Source organism: [Clostridium] symbiosum, from assembly GCA_036419695.1.
Classification (GTDB): Bacteria; Bacillota; Clostridia; order Lachnospirales; family Lachnospiraceae; genus Otoolea; species Otoolea symbiosa_A.
In genome coordinates this window covers 890,001-913,274 of record CP143946.1, presented here as the reverse complement: position 1 = coordinate 913,274, position 23,274 = coordinate 890,001, and the positions used below count along the sequence as shown (strand labels likewise).

Genomic DNA, 23,274 nt, shown 5'->3' with positions numbered 1-23,274 from the left:
TTTTTCACCTCCCATTGCTGTGTACTTTAAATCCCTGAGTTTTAAACTGCTGCGTCAGCCGCTTGAGCTGTGTAATACTTTTGCAATGGTCACACCGAAGTTCTGCATATTCCGGTTTCTCAACGGCGTAGACTCCGAACGGTACCTGCTCACTTGCTGTTTCCAGCAGCCCCTGGTACTCCTTCTGGCTCATCTGGTACAGGTGGTTCATTACCTTGACCCTCATCTGTCTTTCCTCCCTCCGTATTAAGCTGGAATCCACCAGCGACAAGATTCACCCCAGGTTCGTCCACCTCTACAATCCCCTGCTCTGCCTTCAGTCGTTTCACTTCTTCTGCCTTCCACGCCTCGTCCTTGCTATCTCCCCACATCTCTTCCACCTGCGCCTCAATGCTCATGATGCTGGCGCCTGGCCGGGCCTTGCTGAGTGTCTCCACCTGGCTCTCAAAAGATGGATTAGCATACTCTCCAAAGGGTATCTCCACCTCAACCTCCTCGATTGGCTGATTAAGCAGTATATGATAAGCGTTAATGCAGGCGGCCACTACGTCCGGCAGCGTCTCCTGCAGCGCCTCGATAATTGCATTCCTGGTGTACAAGGTTGCCTTCTCCTTCTCTCGCTGGGCCTCGGCGTTGTCCAACTTCTTGACGTCGATTCCCAACGTGCTTGGACTGATAACCCCTTGCAGGCAAAGGTCCAGTGCTGTACAATAGGATGCCAGATAGCTATCATGCGGGATGGACGGCTGGTCTGTGTTGACCTTATTTTCAGCCTTCTCCGACATATCGTTGTCTGAAGCAAAGTATCTGCAGTCAAACGGATTCGGCTTTAAAATCTGTCCTGTCTCTGGGTCATGCGGTACCAAACACTCGGGTATATAGGTTTTTGCCCTGCCAGCCCGCAGCGCATCCATCCACTGGGACCAGGATTCGTCGAAGGCGTCAAAACTGTCCAGTTTGCCATCAAAAATAGAGCCTCCGCGGCCCTCATACTTCGTAGACTCGTACACTTGCAGGGGGACGGCCAGGATGGTTGTCTTATCAAAGACTGTATCCTTAATCCCGTTGGTGGCCTCGATAGTACCCATATCCACTTGCGTGTCGCCCTTATACAACTCGTTTCGGATATACCCATAGCCATAGTGCTCATACAGGATATACTGCTGGCTCCGGACATTGTAAGGCGTCTTGAACACCACCTCCTTCAGGCGCCCTCGTTCCTTTACTATCTCAATTCGTTCGCCCGGATACCACTCCAAGATCGGGTACTGGCTCAGGGCTGTATCAATTGTCACCTTGTATGCGCCATCACCGATATATAGCACCTCTTTCAGGCTCTTCTCTAGTGCCTTGCGGAACTTGTTCTCCTTCTCAATCTCCTTCCAGAGCTGTTCCTGAGCCGGACTCTCGAAGTCAAAGTCGTTCATGTCGGCAAGTACAATCGCCGTCAGGATCCGGATGACGAGCCCAGGGAGTCCAGTGTGGATCTTGCGTATCTCCATACCCGGTGTGCACTTACTGGCCCAGAACTTATATTTATCCGCCCACTCTGGGTTTTGCTGATACATCTGCTCCAGCTCGCTGCTGTCGCCGCGATACCAGATACGGTTTCGGATGGCGCTCAGCTCGAAGTCCATGACCTCGTTAATCTGGATGTTGTTCCCACTCGCCGGCACCACATTCAGCCAGCTGCGTACCCCTCTTTTGATATTCTCATTCAATGTTGTCAGCCACCTCACTTCTACGCCTCCTATTGTTATTTTCTGGTAAAACTCCTATAATCTTAGTATAGGTGTGCCAGCACCAAATACAGAAGAAAGGAGCTTACCTGCATGCGAAGATATAATTCCCCTTTTAATGGCAACCGTTATGTATTAAATAAAGCCACCGGCGAGATACATGACCTGGATAACGAAACACCCCAATGTCAAATTGATGAAATTAACCATCAAAATGTATTGAACTGTGTCAGCTATGAAGATGCTGCATTAAGAGCAGCCTTTTTGTCTATCAATGGCGCAAACGGTTGCTACTATTGCAATCCATCTAAAGATAATGGATAATTGCCGGATTCAGCTATAGACCTAATTGTCTGTAGCTGTTTCTCTGTTAATTCTTCTGATAAAAACTCTGTCATGTCGTCCGGACTTTTCTTATCACGCAGGATGTCAAATATCAACGCGGAGTATTCGCTTACTCCGTTGACTGCTCTAAGAGCCTCAAATCTTGTCATTTATTTCCCTCCTCCTCAAATCCTATCATTTTCTTGTATGGAATCCATCCATACTGCGATGCATTAATTGTATGGTCATTCCGATCCTCGGGACGTTCCTTGTCTTCATCCCAGCTATATCGGTCAATCTCCCCCAGGTGCTCCACGCAGGTATCTACTACCAGGTAGCATCCCTGCTGTATCCAACCCAGCATCAACTTAATGCGGTCCAGAATTTCCACCTTCTTGTAGCTGTCGACGAAATTATACAGGCAACCGCGAAGCCGCTTATACTTCCGCAGCTCTGTTATGGTTGCCTGGTCCGCGCAGTCGATGAATACGTCCTTCGCGAACCCCCATTCCTTCCGGTTTCTTTCCAAGAACTCCACGAACTTCACGGCCGTGTCGCTGGGAGCCAATGGTGTGGACAGGTCCGCATTGCTGTATACTTTCTCATTCAGCACAATCAGCCGCCGGTCAACAGTGATGCCCTGAAATATCATAGCAATCGTATCAGGTGACTTGCTGGAGTACGATGTGTCCAGGCCGGCCGAAAACTTTTTGAACTTGATCTGCCCATCTTTAACCTGCTGACGCACCCAGGTCGCCGTCACCACATGTTTCTTTCGGTCAAAGTTCGGGAAGATAAGTCCCGTTGCCTTGCCGCGCAGACCAAGAATCTTGTTCTTGTGAATCTTAGTCCCTACTGGCGTGTTCTGGATTATCTGTTGCAGCTTCTCCGTCGATAATCCCAGGTTATGGGTAAAAGAAAAGAACCAATGCACCCAGCCGGGTTTTGGTTCTTCCTTTAATTCGTCTTTAATTTCCTGCGGTGTCTCATCGGCCCACTCATCAAGCGGCCTGGAACAGTTGATATACTCTTTGTATATCGGCAAATTCGGGTCATCCGGATTGAGCGTGGCCATCAGGTAGTCACATCTCATTGCGGCCTCCCGCACAAAGTCGATGTCGGCTGTATTTATCTCGTCAATATAAAGGCAGCCATACTGGCCGCCGAGAGCATCACGCCATTTCCGCTTGTTCCCGTAGCCGACGACAAAGATTATTTTGTCTCCGCCGGATGCGTGGAAAAGGATATGCGGCATCTTATACTCGCCGGAACCGTTGCCTTTGTACTCTACCAAAACTCCGAAGTCATCCAGAATCCCCAGGTCCTTGTTGATGATGTTCTTCTCGGCGGCGCCGGTGTCGTCCGCTGCTAGGATATGCAGCTTCTTCGGTGACTCGGCAACTTTAAGCATAAACTTAAATAGTCCCACCGTCGTTTTACCGGCCGCCGTTGTCCCCTCCAGGAACTCTACCGGCGCGTCGCAGCGGAGGAATGCCTTGTACTTATCCGACAGCAGTAAGCGCTCATCACTCACTATCCATCACCTCGCATCTGTTTCAGCAGGTCATCCAGTTTCGTCTTCTCGGTGTCCAGGCCGCCGGACAGCTCCACCTTGTCCTTGAACATACCCAGATGCCGGCCAATTAACTCCAGAGCCTTAAGCTTATCGGAAAGTTTATATTTCTTGACATATCCAACAAATTCTTTATCCTCTCCAGCCCCCTCATAAACATCCATTACTTCCAGGCCGGCAATACATGCCGCTGTTTCATTGTCCAAACCAGTAATATCCAACGGTTTTCCACTATCGTCAAACAGCTTCCTGATGTCGAAGAACCCTAATTTGGCCAGCTCCTGCAGTACGCGGTCTTGAGTAATCTCGGTACGCTTCTCGCGCTCCTTCATTCGCTTATCAATATAAACCACAACGTTAGTATTTGTTAGTAATTTACTTCCATTTACCCTTGCTGACTCATCCTTCTTGACCTTTGGATATGCTATCTTGTAAGCTCTGGTGGCATTTAAGTCAATAAGGTATTCATCAGCAAATATTTTCTGTTTTGGCGTCAATGCCATCAGGCTCATCTCCTTTTTCTCTCGTGTATTTTTCTTCCAAGAGGCCAAGTATAATTTCTATATAGTCTTCATAAAAGGCCTCCTCTTGTTCCGTACTTATTGATACTTTCAAAGTACTCCACATAAAAGCACCAAGTCCTGCCATCAGAATAATAATCGGAATCATGAGCACCAATCCCACAATCAAAATACCTAATAAAACTATACATTTTGTTTTTATTTCCACTTCTGTACTTATAATTTTGAGTATAGGGTCAGTATCAATTATGCTAAACAATTTTTCAGTATCATTTACAATATTTAATGAAAACGCCGCTACGATTGCGATAAAAAATGGAATAGAAAAACCTTTCCACCAGTTATTAATCCCCTGTGTTGAGCGCTTACGGAACTTTAGATACCTATAAAATGATTCTAGATGTTCTCTATCATAAACACTGTATCTGCCTGTGATATAATTTTTCCACTTGAAATATGTATTAACTTTTTGCTGTTCATCATTTAATTTTCTCTTTTCTTTTTCTTTTATTAATCCACAAACATTTTTATATAACCAAAATTCTTCATCGCTATTAAAATTATACTGTTGCTCTCTATTTTCTCTCTTCTTTCCCATATTTCCACCCCCTACTCTATTATACATCGAAATTCAGAAAAGAGAAAGACTCCCTATCGCTAGGATGTCTCATCGCATATCTGGTTGTCGGGGAGGAGGATAAACCAGATACCAATCGGAACGCCAGGACTCGAACCTGTGACCAGCGGCCTTACCCGGTTGCCGCTCTACCATCTGAGCTACGTTCCACTACCGGGTCTTCCCCGGTATGCACCAGCTCTGCGTGTCTGGCTGACGGGTATCTTTCGGGCCGCACAGCAGCCAACTGGTATGACACCAACCAAGGACCCTTTCGTGTCACCTAAACGCTGCTTTCTATCCGATTTGTGAAGCCATGAAGAAAGCAGTAAGAACGTCGGCTTCTAATCGGCCACCAGGCTGTTACACACTGGCGGCCGATTATGTTGATGGAGGGGGAGCCGCTGGCTTTAATGCCTTTGGCTTCATAATACACTATAGCATTCCGAAAACGGAAAAACCGGAAAAATCGGAAAATTTTACGATACTTTCAAGAAATTTTCAAATTCCTTCCGTATTCCATCTGGTGTTGCCTTCCTCCCCATCCGAACTGCAACTTGTGCCCAAGTCATTTCTTCAAAAATCTTCATCCGGATTATCCGCTGCAACCGCTGTGGAACCGTATTCAACCACGCCTCGACCTGCACCTTAATCTCCGCAGCGGCGGCTATTCGTTCCTCCAATAATTCTTCGGTGTCGTCCAAAAGGCTCGGTGTCTGCACGGTTGTATACGCCAAGCCCTCGATGTGGAAGCTTTGGGCCGCATAGGGAAACTCGTGCATGGAGCCTTTGACGGAATCCTGAAGAATCACCTTGCGTCGCTGCCTCAATCTCTGAATTTCCTTTTCTGTCTCCTTGATTAACTCACAGGCGTCTATGTATTGATTAAGAATCTCCTTTTCCAACGGTATCACCTCCCATCACCGGCCGCTGCCAATACGCCCCCATGAGATACAGGTACCGACCGCAGTCACAAGTGACCCGCGTATCCAGCGCCGAATACTTCCGTCCGCATACACGACATTCTTTTCTTACATCGAATAAGTTTACTTTATCCATCTTTCTCCTCCCGATATAATCTGCTTGTCCTGCTCTCCTGCAGCTCCACCACCGGACACAGCACCGTGTAGCAATATGCTGGCATCTGCGCCGACCAGGTCTCCGGCCGTGGCCCTTTTAATATATCGTCCTGGACGGATGCCCGACGGCGCCGCTGCTCTGCTACTTTTATGTAATCTGTTTTACTCGTTAGCCTCACTCCTTCTTGGTTAAATGTCAATTTACTTGAGTAAATGTCCCAGAAAAGTTACCTCGTACAACATCACATTGTTCCGGACTGCATCCACACTCTTCTTTGTTAGGGCATGAATAACAGTAAAGATCCTGTAACCATTCTGTAATCCAATCCCAGCTAAACTCTCCATAACCATTTGCTTTGCAAAATTTGTTTAGCATACCGAAACACTCAGGGCATAATTTACGTGTATAAAAATCCCCATCATATACCCCGGTTTCATAACTATATTTCTGTCCTGGTTGTATTAATTTTTTACAGAATTCACATTTATGTTCCTTCCTGGCTATGACAATTTTTTGATTATTAAAATCCGACACTTCACACCTCCTCTAAATCCTCATTTTCCCAATAATACCAAAGCGCTTCAAAAGACTCTTCTGCCTTGTTCCTGGTATAAAACCGCTTTCTCTTATCCTTTTTTCGATGTAAAGTTAATCCATGCATTTTTCTGGCATTATTTGTCCCAAAGAACATTCCCATACTCTTTCCTTTCTTCTGCAAAATCCTCATATGTCAATTACCACATATAATATTTCTTTTTCCATTTTTCATAACACCTCTTACATGCACAGGATGGAGAATGAACTATTTCGCCACTCTCAATGTCTGTTTCAAAAAAATCTGTAATCTGTTCATAATTACCGCAAAGTGATCTTCCCCCTACAAAACAATGAAATTTAGCAAGAGGATGTACCCAGTCTGGCTTACCCTCTAAAATCCTTTCTCTAACTGGCAATTGCCATACAGGCATCATACTATCCATAGTATTTTTAGTATTTTTCATAAAATCTCCACTAAATCCTCATAGTCTTCTTTCCATTCCAGCGGTTCCCCGCATTCCTGACAATAATTGTCTCCCAGTTCAACCTCATTTCCGCATTCCGGGCATTCATAAAACATCCTGTTATCCATTGTTATTTCTGCCATGACTTTCCTCCATTAAATCATCATTTTCATAACATCTCAATTTTCTTTTTGTAATATCGTATTCAAAATTTACCGCAACGCCGGCGTCGTGCCAAACACCAACTAAAAACGGTAATCCCGCATATCGTCCTTTAGTTTCACACTTTACAATTCCATATGCTTCTATTTCTGGGCAGTATACTGGTCTTCCTGCCATTTCTTGCAATTTCTGCTGAGTAAGCGGATCTTTATTCATTTTCTCTCCTTTAAATCCTCATTTTCCCAATAATACCAAAGCGCTTCAAAAGACTCTTCTGCCTTGTTCCTGGTATAAAACCTCTTTCTCTTATCCTTTTTTCGATGTAAAGTTAATCCATGCATTTTTCTGGCATTATTTGTCCCATAGAACATTCCCATACTCTTTCCTTTCTTCTGCAAAATCCTCATTTTGTTGACGTCAACAAAATCATCAGATTATTTGTTTCTCTCTCAAATCCAATTACATCGGTTATACCGCAGTCATATGTAATACACAGGTCGTTCAATGTGTTCAGGGTGATGCTTCTGTTATGCTTTAAATTATCTAACATGCCTCTGCTCATGCAGTATTTATGGATTAAATCATATTGGCTGATTCCTTTTCGTTTCAGCGTCTCCCAAAACGGCTCGAAGGTAATCATATCATCTCGTCCATTGCCCGCAGGATTGTCTCGCATGCATCGTCCCATCCCTTGGCATAATCATCCTCACCGTCACAGCCAGATAATCCTGCTATGGCCTCTGTCAGTGCTTTACCATCTATCCTGCTGCGTCGTTCCGGTAGCCGTAAAGTACGCGGCATACCTGGATGATCGCTCTCCAATTCCCCGGCCTGTATCAGCTCCTGCACGTATTGATGTGCGGTAGACTGCGCACAATAAGCCATATCAGCAATCTCTCGTATCGACGGCGGGTAATCATACTCCTGTATGTAATCAATAATCACTTGTTTCACTCTCTCCTTGGTTTTCACCGTTCATCATCTCCCACACTATCTTGTCATAGTCATACCCGTGTTCCTCCAGGTTGTGAAAGCGGTTCTTTGGCGGTTCTTTTCCTGTAGATTTGTCCACCTTCAATGGGAAGACGCCTTTCCAGCCCTGAACGATTGACTGCTCTAGTATTGCTGTTTTTACGGATATTTCACCGCCCGGTGCTAGTTTGTCCAATTGTTTCAGCAGTAGCTTAATGGCATGTTCCGTCATTGGCGCTTTTATTTTTCTGCGGTACTCAATAAAGTCGCAAATCGCTTGATTTAATTCTGTGTCATCGGCATACACGGCTTTTTCTGGTATCTTGTTAGAGATACTCTTTTTAATACTTCTTCCTTTCTTTACTTCTTCTATTGTCGTCGTTTGATTGTCGTTTGATTGTCGTTCGCCTGCCATCTGATTGTCGTTCTGTGTGTCGGTTGACTGATAGCAATCATAGTTTTTTACTGTAAATACAGTATATTTAGTGTGGCTTTCGCTTGTCACTTCGCCTGTCGTTTTTAAATGAGAAATTGCGGTTCTTATCTCGCGTTCGGTAAGTCCAGTTTCTTCCGAGAGTTTCCGAATGGATGAGATAAATGATCCTCGCGGGACCTCCGCCCCCTGAAACCTCCCGTCTTTCCAATTTGCTCTCAGCAGCATGTGGAGAAACAGCCGGCAAGTATTGATGTCGCTGTACCATTCCCAATCCAAAATCTTCCGGTCAATTTTTATATAACTCCCCACTTAACCACCGCCTATCCCAAACATGCTCATCTGTCCAGGCACTCCCTTACATCTCATCCCAACCGCAAACTTTCTGGCGCCCCTCTGCGCCATGCGGATACTTCGGATCCGTTTGTCCTGCTTTGCCGCCCATCGAGCCGCTTCCTGGCGCCCTTCCGGTGTCGTTGCCGGCAGATAATAACCTCGGCCGTCATCCTGCGTGAGGATAGGATAATCCTGCCTCAGAGCCTCAATTGCCCGCCTCAGGCTGCGGTCCCCGCACCGGAGTTTTTGGCACAGTTCCCGGCGGGTCTGGGCGTTCTCACGGCCGATTCCCAGGGCGTTGTAAACGCTATATGTAAATACTTCGAATTCGTTGATATTCCTCGCCTCCCCTCCGGAGGATACGGGCGGCCTCGGTCTGACCGCCCGTCACACTTAAGTGGCATTGTATCGTGATATACCAACCTTAAAAGTGCATGAAAGTTGATAGTTGCTATGTAAAGCCTTTCGGCACTACATCTTTGTTATATTTTCAAAATGGCCGAAGTTCTCTGACTCCGTTGCCTGATATCCCTTAATCCCATACACCTTGTACCGTTCCATAAACCGGATGTTCCCCAGGCTATGGGCCTGTGTGTGGTGTTCCCGGCACAGCGCGATAATCTCATTCTCGCTGTCGTCAAAATTCCGGCGGTCATTGCCCATCCCGATCGCGTCCACATGGTGAATATCGGCCGGACGGCCACAGATGCAACACCGCTTATGCCGGATACACTGAATCAGGTAGGCGTTGATATCGTCCGTCCGCTTCAATCCGCTCTCCGTAAGGATAATCCCATTTTGCAGACAGACATCCATCAGAAAGTTGATAAACTCCCGCGCCGTCGTCATGGAGCAGTTGGAGAGGCTGAAGTAATCGCTCCCCGTTCTTTCGATGTACCCATATTTCATCCACTCTTTCGTGGCCTCCGGCGGGTCCCCAGTATAGTCGCTGATATCCCGGAGCGTGGCATATATCTTCTTACGCTGCCCGATGGAGATACGACGGCCGTCGTCCAGGGTGAGCTCGGCGTGGCGGATGTTCTGGCGTTTAATCAGATAGCGGATATCCTGCGGCAGGTGGACTAACAGGTCAATGCCCTCCTCCGCCGCCCGGTATCCGGTTATGTCAGTAAAGTAGTTCACGCTTCCATCGCCTCCTTAATTCCACGGCAACCCACAGTCATCATCCGGCGGCACCGTCGTGGGATCCGGTTCTTTTTTCGTGGCTGGCTTATCTGATTTTTCCCGCAGTGTATTCATTGCATCTTTAAACTGCCCGACGCTCATATGGGAGATCTGATCTACCTTATAGTTCGCACATACGCTCCTCCAGCCGATCCCTGTTCTCGCAAGCTCTTTCAGTAGCGTGTTGATTTGTGCTTCTGTCAGTCCCTCCTGCCTCCTGAGCGACGCTGTCGGCTCTTCTATCGGCTCTGTCTTTGGCCCAGCTCCCATGTGATACACTGCTTTGCACATCCGGTCATTCCAGATTTCCAAAGCATTGATTCTGCCTTCGGCGTCATATCCAATCTGACTCACCGAAAATTTATCATAGCAGGTGTATGTCTCTTTTGTGCCTGTCTTCTTTGTCACGATCTTACATCCCTGCTCTCCAATCCAGATGAAGGGGGCCGTATATAATTCACGGCCGATCCCCCAGTTGAAACACGCCCGCTTGAAACTGTCGGAGGCAAGCCCCTTCTCTTTCTCGGTGTAGCTCTCGGTTCCGGTGTCCTCTTTCTCGATCCACTGCTTCTTTTCACTGTCCCAAAGCGATACAATACAGTTCGCATTCTCCCGGCAATGCCGTCGCTGCCAGTTCATCGGTCCCACCGTCTCGTCCAGAATGTTTTGATCCACACGGGCATCCTTATAAAGCAACACTGAAACACCGTTCGCTTTCACTGTCGCGATTCGGCAGTCAATCTCGTCGGCTTTCAAAAGTCTAAACTTCAGATTCTCCATCGGCGCTTTCCTCTCTCTCGACGACACGGGAGGCCCACATATCAGCCATATGTAACAGCAGATATAACGGCGTCTCCTTGCCCTGGATCTGGTATTTAAATGGTCCGTACATGCCGTTATGCATCAGGATTGCCCAGTTCTCTTCTTCTGTTAGGCGGATGTATCTCTCTGCCATCTGGATCGAGCGGACCTCGTGGTCCACATACAGCAGTTCCGGATTGCTCATGTATGGCTTCTTAGGGGACTGGTATGGTTCAGGGTTCGGGTTCGCCTTGGTAGCCCGACCGGTCAGCATGTTTGGGACATAACCATACTTACCAAACTGACCGCATTTTCCAAAATCGTGAAGCAGCGCGCAGAGAATCACGCTCTCCGTCCCTATCTCTGGATAGAGCAATGCGCGGAGCTGTTCCATGATTTCATAGACATTCAAGCTGTGTTCTGCAAGTCCGCCCTCCTTTGCAAGGTGATACTGTGTGCTGCAGGGCTGAGTAAAAAAGCCTGCCGTTCTCATGTAGCCAATTAAATTTAAAATACCATCTCGTCCTGAGTTGATTAAAAGTCCTTCGATTCTTTCCTGTGCTGATGTCATCTTATCCTACCTCCTGAAATCTCATCTCAATTTTCCCTCCGTCACTCTCCCGGACGGCCTCTCTCATCCGATCAGCCATACGCTCCCGTTCCCGGAGCTTCTGTCTGCACTCGTCACAGAGCATCCCCTCGCCAGGGTCCAGGTAACAGCTGCACATGTCGCATCGATAACAATTATTCATCTCCACTCTCCTCTGCGAGTTCGAGCCCAAGGATAGCAGCAGCTACCTGGGGGTCGATACCGTACCTGCTGGAATTAAGATAGCCTTCAAAAGCCTTTACTCTCCCACACAGAAATGTCATATCGGTGTACTCATCGATAGGCACGCAAATTGTTTTTTCTTCCATCTTGATTTCCTCCTGTAAATCCCTTACAATAAGGGTGTAATTATTTTTTAATTTCCTGAACCTGCACAGTTGCCGCTGTCAGGTTCTTTTTCTTTCTCGGAGCCAGCTTGCCCGTGTAAAGATTCACACCAATGGCCGCTCCAGCTCTGTTTGTTCCGTTTCTTCGTCTGCTCATCCTTCTCCTTCCGCTTTGTTTATGAATAAATACCGCGTGTCTAAGAGCACTGCAATTTCAGTATTTTGCATCTTCTCTAAAGGCGCTACATCAAACCCCAGCTCCCGCAAGTATTCAACTGCTCGCTTTGCATTTGTCTTATTCTTAACTTCTGCCTGTACGGCTGCATAATTCGCTTTCACCTTACGTTTTGTTTCCTCGTTGGCTTTATCCAGCCGAAGCAGTTCCGGAGAGAGAAAGATAATATTCTTCATCACAAGCTTTTCAACGTTTCGGATCTCTTTGAGATAATGGCTTAATCCACAATAACTGTTTGGCTCATATTTCAGTGATGACGTTTTACTGAGGATTTCAATTAACTTCTCATTCTCCTTCTCCGCCTGCCATACAAGTCCCTGTATAATTTGTATCTGTGGAATTACCTGGCTATCCTGAATGTTTCTCCTTCTCTCGGCCTGAACGGCTTTTTCATACTGGTTTTCAATTTCCATTAACGCATCATTACGGCTTCGTTCAACAAAAGCTGATACATCCTTTTTGCTTAACATCTTCCTTTTACCTCCTCTGTTATTACATCCACCCGGCCGCCCGAAGGAATACCCCCGCGGCAACAATCCAGCCGTATGCCATCCATACCATCATGTTAGTCATCCGCTCTACCTGCCTGTCCGCTTCCGACTCCTGCGCCGTCTCTCTGGCCTGCCGAACGGCCGCGGGTCCATTGCTATAATGTCTGTGCATTGTTATCACCTCCTCTTGCCACATGATTAATCAAAATGTCCAGATTAATCAAGATTCTTCGTCCGGCCCGGTAAACTGGTATCTCCCCTTGATTCACCATTTTACGGATGCGCCACTCTCCAAGACTACTATCTGGGTCCTGCTCTTTAAAATAGGTTGCACACTGCTTAATCGTCCTCATTTTGGGTATCTCTGTCACCTCTTTTCCCCTCCTTTCCTTCTCTTCCCATTGACACTTGCTCGGTATGGTGATATATTAGCCATATCGAACAAACGTTTGTATTAGGCACTATTTTTGTTTCTTAAAAACAGCCACATAAAATCATATTCTGGGAAAAAAACTTTCCATATTTTTTTTGCGTCATCAAAATAAATACCTTTTTCTGTGTTGCCACGAATGTTGTCACTCACAGTTTGGTAGCGACATCCTAGTAAATCCGCCATCTGTGAAAATGTAATATTTTTAGTCTCCATCGCGCTAAGTAAATTAGGATACACGTTTTCACCTCCTTGTGTTCGTCTCTGCGAATACCATGCTTGTATTATATTCTCAGTAGCGACCATTGTCAATAAAAAAATTCGCCTCTGCGTATATATTTTTTGTTTTTTCTCTTTTTATATTTGTTTTTGCGTGATTTTCTATTTACAATATTCGCTAAATCGTATATAATGAAATCACTTAGAGCGAGGTGTGATTATGGAAAGAGAAGAAATAATTGAGCGATTGATAAAAGAACAGGGATTAAGCTTAAGAGCTTTCGCAGAAAAATGTGGCATTCCTTATACCAGCTTTTATACAATTTTAAATAGAACTGGTATTGGTAGGACAAGTGTGGATGTGGTAATTACTATTTGCAAAAATTTGGGTATAACTGTTGATGATTTAGAAAGAATGGTAAACGAAAATAAAAGTTCTTTTGAGCCAACATATGAAGATGTAGAACAATTAGTTGCTAGAAATGGTAAAAAAATGTCAGTGGAACAAAAGATGCGCCTGATCAAATTACTGTCCGAAAATGAATAAAAAGGTGTGGTTTTTTTGGAAGAGTATATTAAGCAGAAAATTTTATCCGTTTACAAAGAGTGCAAAATTAATTCATTTCCCTTAGATTGTTTTATGATGCTCAAACATTATGGTTTTACCGTACGAACATACGAAGAAGCAAAATTAAAAGATCCGGAACTTTATGAAGCTATACGCTCTTATTCCGATGATGCGATGAAGTATCACAATTATGTTTATTATAATCGCTGGGGTAATATTGGGCGAATTCGGTTTTCCCTTATGCATGAATTAGGACATCACATCCTTAAGCATAAAGGAGAAAGCAAGAAAAATGAAGATGAGGCTGATTATTTTGCCAGTAATATATTAGCGCCGCGATCCATCATGTATAGTTTAAAGTGTCGCAATGCTGAAGATGTTCATAATATCTTTGAGATATCCTACTCCGCTGCGAATCGTGCGTGGTATGATTATCGACATGGATATCGGACATCAGTTGACAAGGAAATTAAAAACTGGTTTTTCCCAGAGCCCCTAATACCAACTGCCACAGTAGATATAGTCGAACATCCTGCTGTCCCTTCAGCATGTGCTGAATCAGGTGCTGTTTATGTGCCATCAAAAGAATTTGAAGAACGACGCGCTAAAGCACTTGCCAGTATACGACGCAAACGTCTGAAGCTCCAAAAGCAACTCAGTGAATTGGAAAAAGACTTGAAGATAATAGGTGGCACTGATTCCGATAGTGCATTCTCAAAAGCAGAGTATCATTATCTATACGGAAATGACTTATGATTAAAATAGCGGTGTGGCTTTTTAATAATTATCTTAAAAAAGAGGAGGAATAGAAGTATGAGGAAACTAAGGCTTTTTATGGCGACAGCTTTACTGACATTGAGTATGGGGATGACGGCCTTCGCCGGAACCTGGCAGGCTCAAGAAAATGGTCAGTGGAAGTATCAGAATGATGATGGGAGTTATGCAACAGGCTGGATCGAAGATAGTGGGAAGAATTATTATCTGGATGCAAATGGAATAATGCTTGCAAACACAACAACACCTGATGGAAAGCAGGTTGGGGCGGATGGCGCATTGATACCAGCTCCTCTTTTTGATTATGATCTTCCTGATTGCCACGTAACTTATACAAAGCATGAGATTGCTAAAGATCACAATGGCGACCCCTGCTTGATTCTATACTATAATTATACGAACAAATCCGCAGAAGCCAAAAGTGCTATGGGAAACACCTGTTATATAGAAGCATATCAACATGGTGTAGAATGTGATTACGGTTATCTGTCTTATGATGACGATAACCAAGCTACTGAAAACCACTATAAAAGTGTTCTAACAGGAACTACAATTGAAGTAGCTGAGGTATTTAAAATTACGGATACCAGTGATGTAACGCTTATCCTTAGCGATTTGTTTGATTGGAAGGGAGAATCACCTACGCTCACTGTTGTGCTTTCTCTTAACTAAGCACTTCAAACAAAAAGCCCTACATAAACTTATTGGAAGGAAGTAAATTATGAAAGCGAGAATCTGTCCAAATTGTGGAGCCCCCGTTACAAAAAATAAATGTGAATATTGTGGACAAAGTTTACCAAATCATTTTAACATAGCGGAACTAACCGCCCAAAAGCCTTGGCTGAAAAAAATATTTACACCATATGGAATAGTCGCTTGCATATTTTGGACGTGTTGCTGTATATATAATATTTCTTCAATTGCAAAAGATGGGATAGCGAGCTTTATTGGAGTTAGCCTGTTTGGATATGTTCTTTTCATGGTTATTGCAGACATATTATATTATAAAAAACATCCCTTCAACACTAAGACAGTTCATTCGCCTAACAATGTCCGCCCTATGCATACGACTTCGCAACTGTATTCCGCTTCAAAAACATTTGACCAGATGGAAGGACATGAGTTTGAATTTTATTGTGCAGATCTCTTGAAGAAAAATGGATTTCAAAATATAGAAGTAACAAAAGGTAGTGGGGACCAGGGTATTGATATTATCGCGCACAAAGATGGCGTGAAATATGGTATCCAGTGCAAATGTTATACTTCTGACATTGGGAACAAAGCGGTGCAAGAAGCTTTTGCTGGAAAAACTTATTATGGATGCCACGTAGCTGCTGTACTTACTAATCGATACTTTACTAAATCAGCTAAAGAGTTAGCAGAAAGAAATGCTGTACTACTTTGGGACAGAAACAAACTATTGACTCTGGCTGGGGAAACTGTCTTGTCTTCTGGCGATTTGAATCAAACTCATATTGCTACAGTAGAGGAAGCTAGGCAAATTATGCAGCCACATATTGACGCGATAAACAATCATTACCGCAATCGTCATAATTGATATTGCAAACAATCGGACAAATAACATAGTAGAGCAATACAAAAATAGGCAAAAAGCCCCTGTGCTGCAAACACAAGAGCTTTTCGCATAGATTCCACTTACCGGATTTTCCGGAGTGATATAATCTACCTTAGACAAGTAAATTATATCATCCTGGATGCCCCCGGTCAATGGGTGTATTTTTTATACTCAAAAATAATTGCAATGTCGCAATTTTACAGAAAGGATGATAGTATGGCAAGCATAAGACAGCGTGGTGGCTCTTATCAAGTCACAGTCAGCAACGGCCGCAGGGCTGATGGCACACAAATTATAGAAACTGATACCTACACGCCCGAACCCGGCATGACGAAAAAACAAATCGAAAAAAAGTTGAATGAATTTGCCGTGGATTTTGAGCGGGCAGTAAAATCAGGGAAATATTTAGATGGAGAGAAGATCACCTTTGAAGAATTTTCAAAGCGCTACATGAACGAATATGCGAAGCAGCACATCGAAAAGCCCACCCTGGCTCAATACGAAACTCTTTTGCGAATCCATATCATTCCCGCCATCGGGAATCTAAGGCTGGCTAAGATCCAGCCAGTGCAGCTCAATAAATTCTATCTATCCTTGTCCGAGAAGCGCAAGGATGACCGCCCCGGCGGATATTCTCCGAAGACGATAAAGCATATTCACACTTTAATAAGCGGAATCTATAAGGTGGCCGTGCTTTGGAATGTGGTGTCAGAGAATCCCTGCACGCGCGTAGCTCCTCCAAAACAGACGGGTGGTAAAACTATCAAGCATTTTACTTTGGAGCAAGCAGAGGCCTTCCTGGAGTCCCTAAATCATCCTTTTCAAATACAGGTTAAGGGACATAATCGGGTAGACGACACCGGCAAGAGCTACCACGTAGACAGCTACATTCAAAAAAGAAACCTTCCACTCCAATTTAAGGTTTTCTTTTACCTGGCCCTGTTTTGCGGTCTGCGCCGTGGTGAACTGATTGCATTGGAATGGAGTGATTTTGATTTTAAAGAAAAGACTTTAAATATTTCAAAGAGCAGCAGTCTTGTAAACGGAAAAGTAATCACCAAAACCCCAAAAACAGAATCCTCAAACCGCATTATCTCTGTACCTGAATCCGCTATACAGCTTGTTCGATTATACAGGAAGAAACAGGTTAAACTGCGTCTGAAACTGGGCGATGCATGGAAGGGTGACAATTATGTATTTATTCAGTGGAATGGGCAGCAGATGTATCCCAGCACTCCTTATGGCGTGTTTAAGGACGTGATCCGGCGATACAATGCAACCGTGAAAGACGAGAGTAAAAGGCTCCCGGATATCCCCTTACATGGACTCCGTCATACATCAGCCACTCTAATGATTTCCCAGAATGTTGATATCAGAACCGTTTCAGGCCGCCTTGGACATGCGCAGACAAGTACAACAACAGACATTTACAGCCATTTCCTAAAGAGGGCTGATACAGCTGCTTCTGATACGTTGGAAGAGCTTTTTAAAAGCAAAAAAGTCGTGAAAATTAGTCAATAAAAAACGTTAGTCAAATGTTAGTCAAATGCAAAAAAGACACCCCATACAGGATGTCTTTTTTCTGTGAACCCTTGTAAAATAAGGGTTTTCGTACGTGCGTGAGAAGATTCGAACTCCCGACACCTTGGTCCGTAGCCAAGTGCTCTATCCAGCTGAGCTACACACACTCATTGAAGGACAACGTCCTTAACAACGTTAATTATTATATAATAATTTTCCAGGATTGTCAACTATCTATTTCATTTTTTATCTATATTTTTTTCTTCCTTCTCCCTCTCTCCCATCCGTATTCTCTTAAGTTTATTTTCCTCTTCCCACTCCGCCCCTGTCCCCACTCCTCGGGGCCAGGTTTTATTCCTCCGATTGTATATGAGTTTCTAGAAAAGCTTCTATAAAAAATTCTCAAGACAGCGATATAGAATCCCCGCATCAATCGGCTTTGTTAAATAGTCACTAATACCGGCCTTCAGAGCTTCCTCCCGTTCATCGTTGAAGGCGTTTGCAGTCATTGCGATAATAGGGACTCTTGCAGCATCCTGGTGCCCCAACCCCCTGATTTTCTTTGTAGCCTCGATTCCATTCATGACAGGCATCCTGATATCCATCAAAATGGCATCATACCAGCCCGGAGCTGAGTTTTCAAAAATCGCAACCGCCTCTTCACCGTTGACAGCACACTCTGTCGTTATTCCTTTCTGCTCCAGCAGCATTTCTGCAATTTCTCTGTTAATCTCGTTATCCTCAACCAGTAGAATGCGCGCACTGCGAAACCTGTTTTCGCATTCACTGCTGCTTCCTGTCTGATCTTTACTCCGTCTTTCATCCATCCCGGGGGCTTTATCCAATTTTTTCATAGGAATAATAACCGTAAAAGTCGTACCTTTGCCAGGTTCACTTTCCACACTGACCGTACCGTTCAAAAGTTCAACCAGTCTTCTGCTGATCGAAAGACCCAGGCCCGTTCCCTCGAATATTCGGCTCCCTCCGGAATCTTCCTGTTCAAATGGTTCAAACATCCGTTCCATAAATTCGGCCGACATTCCTGCTCCTGTATCTGATATAACAAAACGAATAAGATGGACGTCTTCTTTGGCCGCATCCGCCGTGACTGAGAACGTAATCGTTCCCTTCTCCGGCGTATACTTTAAGGCATTACTTAAGAGATTCATGAGAATCTGATTCAGTCTCAGACTGTCACACAAATAATATGTCCCAACTTCAGGCGCAATCTCTACCGAAAATTTCTGGCTGCGCTCCTCCGCCTGGACTTCACTGAGTACCACAACGCTGCGTATTACTTCTTTCAGATTCATCTCCCTGATTGTGATTCCCATCTTCCCGCTCTCAATTTTCGACATATCCAGAATATCGTTAATCAGGGAAAGTAAAAAGGTCGCCGACATATCAATTTTTTCCAGACAGTTGAGCAGTTTCTCTTTATTCTTCGGCTTTTCTTCTCCTTCCGGCCGGTCCGTATCCAGCAGTTTTTCCGCCCTAAACGCCACCGGTCCCTGCAAAATGTACCTGGCCATGGATGACATTCCGATAATAACATTCATTGGCGTCCTTATGTCATGACTCATTCTTGAAAGAAAGTCCGTCTTGGCCTCATTTGCCTTCTCGGCCATGGCCAGTGCGTTCTGAAGCTCTGCCTGTTTTCTTTCCTCTTCCTTCTTCACATCATCGACGTCTCTCAGATAATACATAACTCTGATGCAGTTCGTCGTCATTTCCAGAAGCTGGATATGCATGGAATACCAACGGTAAGTTCCCGCGGCTGTCATGCGCCGGTATCTGGTTGTCACCTCTGTTTTTCCGCTCTCGAATTCTTTTTTCAGATTTTGCGGCTGCAGGATCCTTCTGAATTCCTCCCTCTCTCCAGGATGGATCACCGCCTCGGCAGCCCAGTCAATCTGCTCTGTAATGGACGGGACAAAGCGAAGATGCTGCTCTGCCGAGTCTCCCTTCCACTGTTTCAGATAATCGGAGTACAATTCGCCTTCGTAAATCTCATTGTAGGAATCATTTACCGCACGCACAAAGCGTTGATTGGCATGTTTCTCTTCTATCCTTGCCCTTGTCAGTTCATCCGTATCCCGGTATGTCAGCATCATTTTATCCGGCAGTCCGCCCCTGTCTTTCAGAAAGGTTCCGATCAGTTCACAGTAGCGGTATTCTCCCATACTGTCTTTTCTTCGGACTTCCACTACAATTTGCTCTTTTCCGGTCCCCATATTTCTTCTGATGTTATCGAGAGTAAATGAATCAAAGAAACGTTTCCTGTCATGGGGGTGGATTAGAGTTTCTCCATACAGACGGTTGAACTGGCTGAAAGATTTCTCCTGAAACATGGCTTTCAACTGACCGTCGCTTTTATAGACCAGATACTCGCCCGAATTAAGGTCCACCATAAGAAATTCGCCAAATAAATTCATAATACAGGAAAGCAGATCATTTTTTTCCCGTTCCAGCTGCTTTTTCTCTTCAATATTGACAATTAAAGCAAGCATGATTATATCGTCTTTATCGCCCCCTGCCATCTTTAAAGTAGTCGCATACCAATGATACCTTCCATCATTCCCGAGTCTCCGGCATTCCATGTATCCCGTCGTTTTTCCCTGTTTAAAGCGCTCCATCATATTGTCGGGCGAGAATGTCCTTTGAAACTCCTCCCGGTCATCGGGATGGACCTTTGACAAAATATCTTCAAAATTCACATTATCCCTATTTCCGCCCAGATCCACCCGTCCGTTCCCCTGTCGGAATATAAGTTTACCTCTGGTTATGTTAAAATAAATTACCTCATCATAAACCTGTTTGACTGCCTCATCCATCGTTATATTTATGATTCTCTCTTTTATTCCACTTTCTGCAGACCGGTGGCTTTCCACCTCGGCAAAGACATGAGGCCTTATTGTAATGACATAGGCGGCAATTTCTTCCTCTCCCCATTCTGTCGCAGATGCGTGAATCTCCCCAGATGCTCCAAAAGGATTGTCCAGACAGACTTCAGAGAATGAGTTTCTGTTTTCCAACCCACAAAGGGGAAATTTCCTGCCGGCCACCTTCCAAACTTCATCACAAATCTGCCCTTCCCGAATTTCAGGAACTGCTTTTTTCATAGTTTCATTATAATATAAAATCCTATGATCATCCCGCCGTATTACAAGGACAGAAGTATCGCCAAGGTTATCTAAAATGTTTTTATATATTGAATCAGCCCTCATCCGTCCACCTCGCAGTTTAGAGAAAACAATTATCATCCTTCATTTATGATTTTATTATACACGAAACCTTATAGAAGTAAACTTGACTTTCTGAAAAACAGCAAATCTCTCAGTTTCCTGGTTTTTATAAGCACCCAAAAAGATGCTTCGTATAGCAGTCTTTGTTTAAAGTAAAAAAGGCTTAACGAACCTGCCTTTTTATTACAGCAAAAAACCTGATGCACAACCTCTTTATTTGACGGTTACCTTTATTGCAACAAAAAAACCAGAAATCCCATTATTACAAGATTTCTGGTTTTCTGATTCCCAAATGCCGCAGACCGGAATCGAACCGGTACGAAGTTTAACCCTCGCAGGATTTTAAGTCCTGTGCGTCTGCCAGTTCCGCCACTGCGGCATATCTGGTTTTTCACAGATAAATGGGGCCTATAGGGCTCGAACCTATGACCCTCTGCTTGTAAGGCAGATGCTCTCCCAGCTGAGCTAAGACCCCAAATATGATAAGTTTTTCATCTGACTTTCGTCAAACGTTAAAACTAACGACCCGGATGGGACTCGAACCCACGACCTCCGCCGTGACAGGGCGGCGCTCTAACCAACTGAGCCACCGGGCCAGATCTTTAGTTTTTTAATTCTTTTCCTTTAGTTCAGGATAGTGGACCTTCGGGGACTCGAACCCGGGACCGACCGGTTATGAGCCGGTTGCTCTAACCAACTGAGCTAAAGGTCCAAATATATAAAAGAGCCGATGATCGGACTCGAACCGATAACCTGCTGATTACAAATCAGCTGCTCTGCCAATTGAGCCACATCGGCTGAATGACCCCAACGAGATTCGAACTCGTGTTACCGCCGTGAAAGGGCGATGTCTTAACCGCTTGACCATGGGGCCTTACTTCACAGCGACTCCATAGTGTGTTCTTCCCGCTGCTAATTGCTTAGTAATATTATCATACTTTTGACACAATGTCAATTTATCTTTGGCTATTTTTTGATACAAAAAAACTCCCCGAGTAGGACTTGAACCTACGACAGCGCGGTTAACAGCCGCGTGCTCTACCGACTGAGCTATCGAGGAATAAAGGGGAATGTCTTGGCTACCTGAACCAGACTCCCTCTCGGTTATCTTGCCCAGATTTCCATTACATATACCTTCAAAACCACATATTGAAATTCATCCGTTTTAAACTTTGTTTCCCCGTCAATTCACTAAACTCGGTAACACCTCGTTAAGTGTTTGACGTGCCTCGTACTAAGTTCGGCAATACCTCACTAAGTACTCTGGCAATATCCATAACCTAACCTTTTGGTTAAGCCCTCGACCGATTAGTAACAGTCAGCTGCACATGTTGCCATGCTTCCACCTCTGCCCTATCTACCTCGTCGTCTTCAAGGGGTCTTACTCTTGCGATGGGATATCTCATCTTGAGGGGGGCTTCACGCTTAGATGCCTTCAGCGTTTATCCCGTCCCGACTTGGCTACTCTGCCATAGGATTGATTCCTAACAGATACACCAGAGGTCAGTCCATCCCGGTCCTCTCGTACTAAGGACAGCTCCTCTCAAATATCCTACGCCCGCGCCGGATAGGGACCGAACTGTCTCACGACGTTCTGAACCCAGCTCGCGTACCGCTTTAATGGGCGAACAGCCCAACCCTTGGGACCTACTTCAGCCCCAGGATGCGATGAGCCGACATCGAGGTGCCAAACCACTCCGTCGATGTGAACTCTTGGGAGTGATAAGCCTGTTATCCCCAGGGTAGCTTTTATCCGTTGAGCGATGGCAATCCCACTTTCATACCACCGGATCACTAAGTCCTACTTTCGTACCTGCTCGACCCGTCAGTCTCGCAGTCAAGCTCCCTTATGCCTTTGCACTCTTTGAATGGTTTCCAACCATTCTGAGGGAACCTTTGAGCGCCTCCGATACCCTTTCGGAGGCGACCGCCCCAGTCAAACTCCCCACCTGACATTGTCCCACCACCGGATCACGGTGGCTGGTTAGAAATCCAGTATCACAAGGGTGGTATCCCAACAGTGACTCCAAGAAGACTGGCGTCCTCCCTTCTTTGTCTCCCACCTATCCTGTACATGCAATACCGAATCCCAGTATCAAGCTAGAGTAAAGCTCCATGGGGTCTTTCCGTCCTGGCGCAGGTAACCAGCATCTTCACTGGTATTTCAATTTCACCGGGTGCATTGTTGAGACAGCGCTCAAATCATTACGCCTTTCGTGCGGGTCGGAACTTACCCGACAAGGAATTTCGCTACCTTAGGACCGTTATAGTTACGGCCGCCGTTTACTGGGGCTTAGATTCAAAGCTTCGATTGCTCTAACCTCTCCTCGTAACCTTCCAGCACCGGGCAGGCGTCAGCCCATATACCTCACCTTACGGTTTTGCATAGACCTGTGTTTTTGCTAAACAGTTGCTTGAGCCTATTCTCTGCGGCCCACTCTCGTGGGCACCCTTTATCCCGAAGTTACAGGGTCATTTTGCCGAGTTCCTTAACAATGCTTCTCCCGCCGGCCTTAGGATTCTCTCCTCATCCACC

Annotated in this window: 31 protein-coding genes, 9 tRNA genes and 1 rRNA gene (1 of these 41 cut by a window edge); 5 read left to right on the top strand and 36 right to left on the bottom strand. The window is 45.1% G+C overall.

The window, feature by feature from the left end; translation table 11 throughout:
• Positions 1 to 4: 4 nt before the first annotated feature.
• From V3C10_04260 to V3C10_04135, 26 genes are all read right to left on the bottom strand, one after another.
• A complete protein-coding gene (locus V3C10_04260; GenBank protein ID WVP63038.1) occupies positions 5 to 226 on the bottom strand; it encodes a hypothetical protein in 222 nt (73 codons plus the stop codon).
• Positions 150 to 1,739 (bottom strand): capsid protein, encoded by a 1,590-nt coding sequence (locus V3C10_04255; protein ID WVP63037.1) that lies wholly within the window; start codon positions 1,737 to 1,739, stop codon positions 150 to 152. Before V3C10_04255 ends, V3C10_04260 begins: the two co-directional genes overlap by 77 nt.
• Before the next feature lie 293 nt (positions 1,740 to 2,032).
• Complete coding sequence (locus tag V3C10_04250) at positions 2,033 to 2,233, bottom strand: hypothetical protein (GenBank protein ID WVP63036.1); 201 nt, start codon at positions 2,231 to 2,233, stop codon at positions 2,033 to 2,035.
• A complete protein-coding gene (locus tag V3C10_04245) occupies positions 2,230 to 3,597 on the bottom strand; it encodes a terminase (GenBank protein ID WVP63035.1) in 1,368 nt (455 codons plus the stop codon). The genes V3C10_04250 and V3C10_04245 overlap by 4 nt, the downstream gene beginning before the upstream one ends.
• A complete protein-coding gene (locus V3C10_04240) occupies positions 3,597 to 4,139 on the bottom strand; it encodes a terminase small subunit (GenBank protein ID WVP63034.1) in 543 nt (180 codons plus the stop codon). The genes V3C10_04245 and V3C10_04240 overlap by 1 nt, the downstream gene beginning before the upstream one ends.
• Positions 4,105 to 4,755, bottom strand: coding sequence for a hypothetical protein (locus tag V3C10_04235; GenBank protein ID WVP63033.1), 651 nt, complete (start codon positions 4,753 to 4,755; stop codon positions 4,105 to 4,107). The genes V3C10_04240 and V3C10_04235 overlap by 35 nt, the downstream gene beginning before the upstream one ends.
• 115 nt (positions 4,756 to 4,870) lie before the next feature.
• Positions 4,871 to 4,944, bottom strand: a tRNA-OTHER gene (locus V3C10_04230).
• A gap of 308 nt (positions 4,945 to 5,252) precedes the next feature.
• A complete protein-coding gene (locus V3C10_04225; protein WVP63032.1) occupies positions 5,253 to 5,678 on the bottom strand; it encodes an RNA polymerase subunit sigma-70 in 426 nt (141 codons plus the stop codon).
• Positions 5,659 to 5,832 (bottom strand): hypothetical protein, encoded by a 174-nt coding sequence (locus V3C10_04220; protein WVP63031.1) that lies wholly within the window; start codon positions 5,830 to 5,832, stop codon positions 5,659 to 5,661. The genes V3C10_04225 and V3C10_04220 overlap by 20 nt, the downstream gene beginning before the upstream one ends.
• Before the next feature lie 216 nt (positions 5,833 to 6,048).
• Positions 6,049 to 6,387: a hypothetical protein gene (locus V3C10_04215; protein WVP63030.1), complete on the bottom strand. Its 339-nt coding sequence runs from the start codon at positions 6,385 to 6,387 to the stop codon at positions 6,049 to 6,051.
• 200 nt (positions 6,388 to 6,587) lie between these two features.
• Positions 6,588 to 6,854, bottom strand: a complete 267-nt coding sequence (locus V3C10_04210) for a hypothetical protein (GenBank protein ID WVP63029.1) — start codon at positions 6,852 to 6,854, stop codon at positions 6,588 to 6,590.
• The gene (locus V3C10_04205) at positions 6,851 to 6,997 is read right to left on the bottom strand and encodes a zinc ribbon domain-containing protein (protein WVP63028.1); all 147 of its coding nucleotides are present in this window, start codon (positions 6,995 to 6,997) and stop codon (positions 6,851 to 6,853) included. The genes V3C10_04210 and V3C10_04205 overlap by 4 nt, the downstream gene beginning before the upstream one ends.
• Complete coding sequence (locus V3C10_04200) at positions 6,975 to 7,232, bottom strand: hypothetical protein (GenBank protein WVP63027.1); 258 nt, start codon at positions 7,230 to 7,232, stop codon at positions 6,975 to 6,977. Before V3C10_04200 ends, V3C10_04205 begins: the two co-directional genes overlap by 23 nt.
• Positions 7,229 to 7,393 carry a hypothetical protein gene (locus V3C10_04195; protein ID WVP63026.1) on the bottom strand — a complete coding sequence of 55 codons (165 nt, stop codon included), beginning with the start codon at positions 7,391 to 7,393 and terminating at the stop codon, positions 7,229 to 7,231. The genes V3C10_04200 and V3C10_04195 overlap by 4 nt, the downstream gene beginning before the upstream one ends.
• Before the next feature lie 26 nt (positions 7,394 to 7,419).
• Entirely contained in the window at positions 7,420 to 7,656 is a 237-nt protein-coding gene (locus V3C10_04190) for a helix-turn-helix transcriptional regulator (protein WVP63025.1), read from the bottom strand.
• Positions 7,653 to 7,961 (bottom strand): helix-turn-helix domain-containing protein, encoded by a 309-nt coding sequence (locus tag V3C10_04185; protein WVP63024.1) that lies wholly within the window; start codon positions 7,959 to 7,961, stop codon positions 7,653 to 7,655. The genes V3C10_04190 and V3C10_04185 overlap by 4 nt, the downstream gene beginning before the upstream one ends.
• On the bottom strand, positions 7,951 to 8,733 hold the full coding sequence (locus tag V3C10_04180) for a hypothetical protein (GenBank protein ID WVP63023.1): 783 nt from the start codon (positions 8,731 to 8,733) through the stop codon (positions 7,951 to 7,953). The genes V3C10_04185 and V3C10_04180 overlap by 11 nt, the downstream gene beginning before the upstream one ends.
• Before the next feature lie 495 nt (positions 8,734 to 9,228).
• Positions 9,229 to 9,900, bottom strand: a complete 672-nt coding sequence (locus V3C10_04175; protein ID WVP63022.1) for a putative HNHc nuclease — start codon at positions 9,898 to 9,900, stop codon at positions 9,229 to 9,231.
• A 15-nt stretch (positions 9,901 to 9,915) separates the two neighbouring features.
• The gene (locus tag V3C10_04170) at positions 9,916 to 10,722 is read right to left on the bottom strand and encodes a hypothetical protein (protein ID WVP63021.1); all 807 of its coding nucleotides are present in this window, start codon (positions 10,720 to 10,722) and stop codon (positions 9,916 to 9,918) included.
• Complete coding sequence (locus V3C10_04165; protein ID WVP63020.1) at positions 10,703 to 11,314, bottom strand: HD domain-containing protein; 612 nt, start codon at positions 11,312 to 11,314, stop codon at positions 10,703 to 10,705. Before V3C10_04165 ends, V3C10_04170 begins: the two co-directional genes overlap by 20 nt.
• Position 11,315: 1 nt before the next feature.
• Positions 11,316 to 11,495 (bottom strand): hypothetical protein, encoded by a 180-nt coding sequence (locus tag V3C10_04160; GenBank protein WVP63019.1) that lies wholly within the window; start codon positions 11,493 to 11,495, stop codon positions 11,316 to 11,318.
• Positions 11,488 to 11,661 carry a hypothetical protein gene (locus V3C10_04155; protein WVP63018.1) on the bottom strand — a complete coding sequence of 58 codons (174 nt, stop codon included), beginning with the start codon at positions 11,659 to 11,661 and terminating at the stop codon, positions 11,488 to 11,490. Before V3C10_04155 ends, V3C10_04160 begins: the two co-directional genes overlap by 8 nt.
• Positions 11,662 to 11,701: 40 nt before the next feature.
• Positions 11,702 to 11,836, bottom strand: coding sequence for a hypothetical protein (locus V3C10_04150; GenBank protein WVP63017.1), 135 nt, complete (start codon positions 11,834 to 11,836; stop codon positions 11,702 to 11,704).
• Positions 11,833 to 12,384 (bottom strand): hypothetical protein, encoded by a 552-nt coding sequence (locus V3C10_04145; GenBank protein WVP63016.1) that lies wholly within the window; start codon positions 12,382 to 12,384, stop codon positions 11,833 to 11,835. Before V3C10_04145 ends, V3C10_04150 begins: the two co-directional genes overlap by 4 nt.
• Positions 12,385 to 12,406: 22 nt before the next feature.
• Entirely contained in the window at positions 12,407 to 12,577 is a 171-nt protein-coding gene (locus V3C10_04140; GenBank protein WVP63015.1) for a hypothetical protein, read from the bottom strand.
• Positions 12,578 to 12,859: 282 nt separating this feature from the next.
• Positions 12,860 to 13,075: a DNA-binding protein gene (locus V3C10_04135; protein ID WVP63014.1), complete on the bottom strand. Its 216-nt coding sequence runs from the start codon at positions 13,073 to 13,075 to the stop codon at positions 12,860 to 12,862.
• Between the two features lie 199 nt (positions 13,076 to 13,274).
• Between V3C10_04135 and V3C10_04130 the strand changes: the two genes are divergently transcribed.
• From V3C10_04130 to V3C10_04110, 5 genes are all read left to right on the top strand, one after another.
• Complete coding sequence (locus V3C10_04130; GenBank protein ID WVP63013.1) at positions 13,275 to 13,601, top strand: helix-turn-helix transcriptional regulator; 327 nt, start codon at positions 13,275 to 13,277, stop codon at positions 13,599 to 13,601.
• Between the two features lie 15 nt (positions 13,602 to 13,616).
• The gene (locus V3C10_04125; protein ID WVP63012.1) at positions 13,617 to 14,378 is read left to right on the top strand and encodes an ImmA/IrrE family metallo-endopeptidase; all 762 of its coding nucleotides are present in this window, start codon (positions 13,617 to 13,619) and stop codon (positions 14,376 to 14,378) included.
• Between the two features lie 57 nt (positions 14,379 to 14,435).
• Positions 14,436 to 15,068, top strand: coding sequence for a DUF5067 domain-containing protein (locus V3C10_04120; GenBank protein WVP63011.1), 633 nt, complete (start codon positions 14,436 to 14,438; stop codon positions 15,066 to 15,068).
• A gap of 49 nt (positions 15,069 to 15,117) precedes the next feature.
• Entirely contained in the window at positions 15,118 to 15,954 is an 837-nt protein-coding gene (locus V3C10_04115) for a restriction endonuclease (protein ID WVP63010.1), read from the top strand.
• A 234-nt stretch (positions 15,955 to 16,188) separates the two neighbouring features.
• Positions 16,189 to 17,493, top strand: a complete 1,305-nt coding sequence (locus tag V3C10_04110; GenBank protein ID WVP63009.1) for a site-specific integrase — start codon at positions 16,189 to 16,191, stop codon at positions 17,491 to 17,493.
• 93 nt (positions 17,494 to 17,586) lie between these two features.
• Here the strand turns inward: V3C10_04110 and V3C10_04105 are convergent.
• The 10 genes from V3C10_04105 to V3C10_04060 form a co-directional block, all read right to left on the bottom strand.
• A tRNA-Arg gene (locus tag V3C10_04105) sits at positions 17,587 to 17,660 on the bottom strand.
• A gap of 222 nt (positions 17,661 to 17,882) precedes the next feature.
• Entirely contained in the window at positions 17,883 to 20,615 is a 2,733-nt protein-coding gene (locus V3C10_04100; GenBank protein WVP63008.1) for an ATP-binding protein, read from the bottom strand.
• Between the two features lie 416 nt (positions 20,616 to 21,031).
• A tRNA-Leu gene (locus V3C10_04095) sits at positions 21,032 to 21,117 on the bottom strand.
• 23 nt (positions 21,118 to 21,140) lie between these two features.
• A tRNA-Val gene (locus V3C10_04090) sits at positions 21,141 to 21,213 on the bottom strand.
• 47 nt (positions 21,214 to 21,260) lie between these two features.
• Positions 21,261 to 21,334: transfer RNA gene (locus tag V3C10_04085), tRNA-Asp, on the bottom strand.
• Between the two features lie 42 nt (positions 21,335 to 21,376).
• A tRNA-Ile gene (locus V3C10_04080) sits at positions 21,377 to 21,450 on the bottom strand.
• Between the two features lie 13 nt (positions 21,451 to 21,463).
• Positions 21,464 to 21,536: transfer RNA gene (locus V3C10_04075), tRNA-Thr, on the bottom strand.
• Positions 21,537 to 21,540: 4 nt separating this feature from the next.
• Positions 21,541 to 21,612 (bottom strand) — tRNA-Glu (locus V3C10_04070).
• A 113-nt stretch (positions 21,613 to 21,725) separates the two neighbouring features.
• A tRNA-Asn gene (locus tag V3C10_04065) sits at positions 21,726 to 21,798 on the bottom strand.
• 228 nt (positions 21,799 to 22,026) lie between these two features.
• Positions 22,027 to 23,274 (bottom strand): 23S ribosomal RNA (locus tag V3C10_04060) (it continues 1,640 nt past the right edge of the window).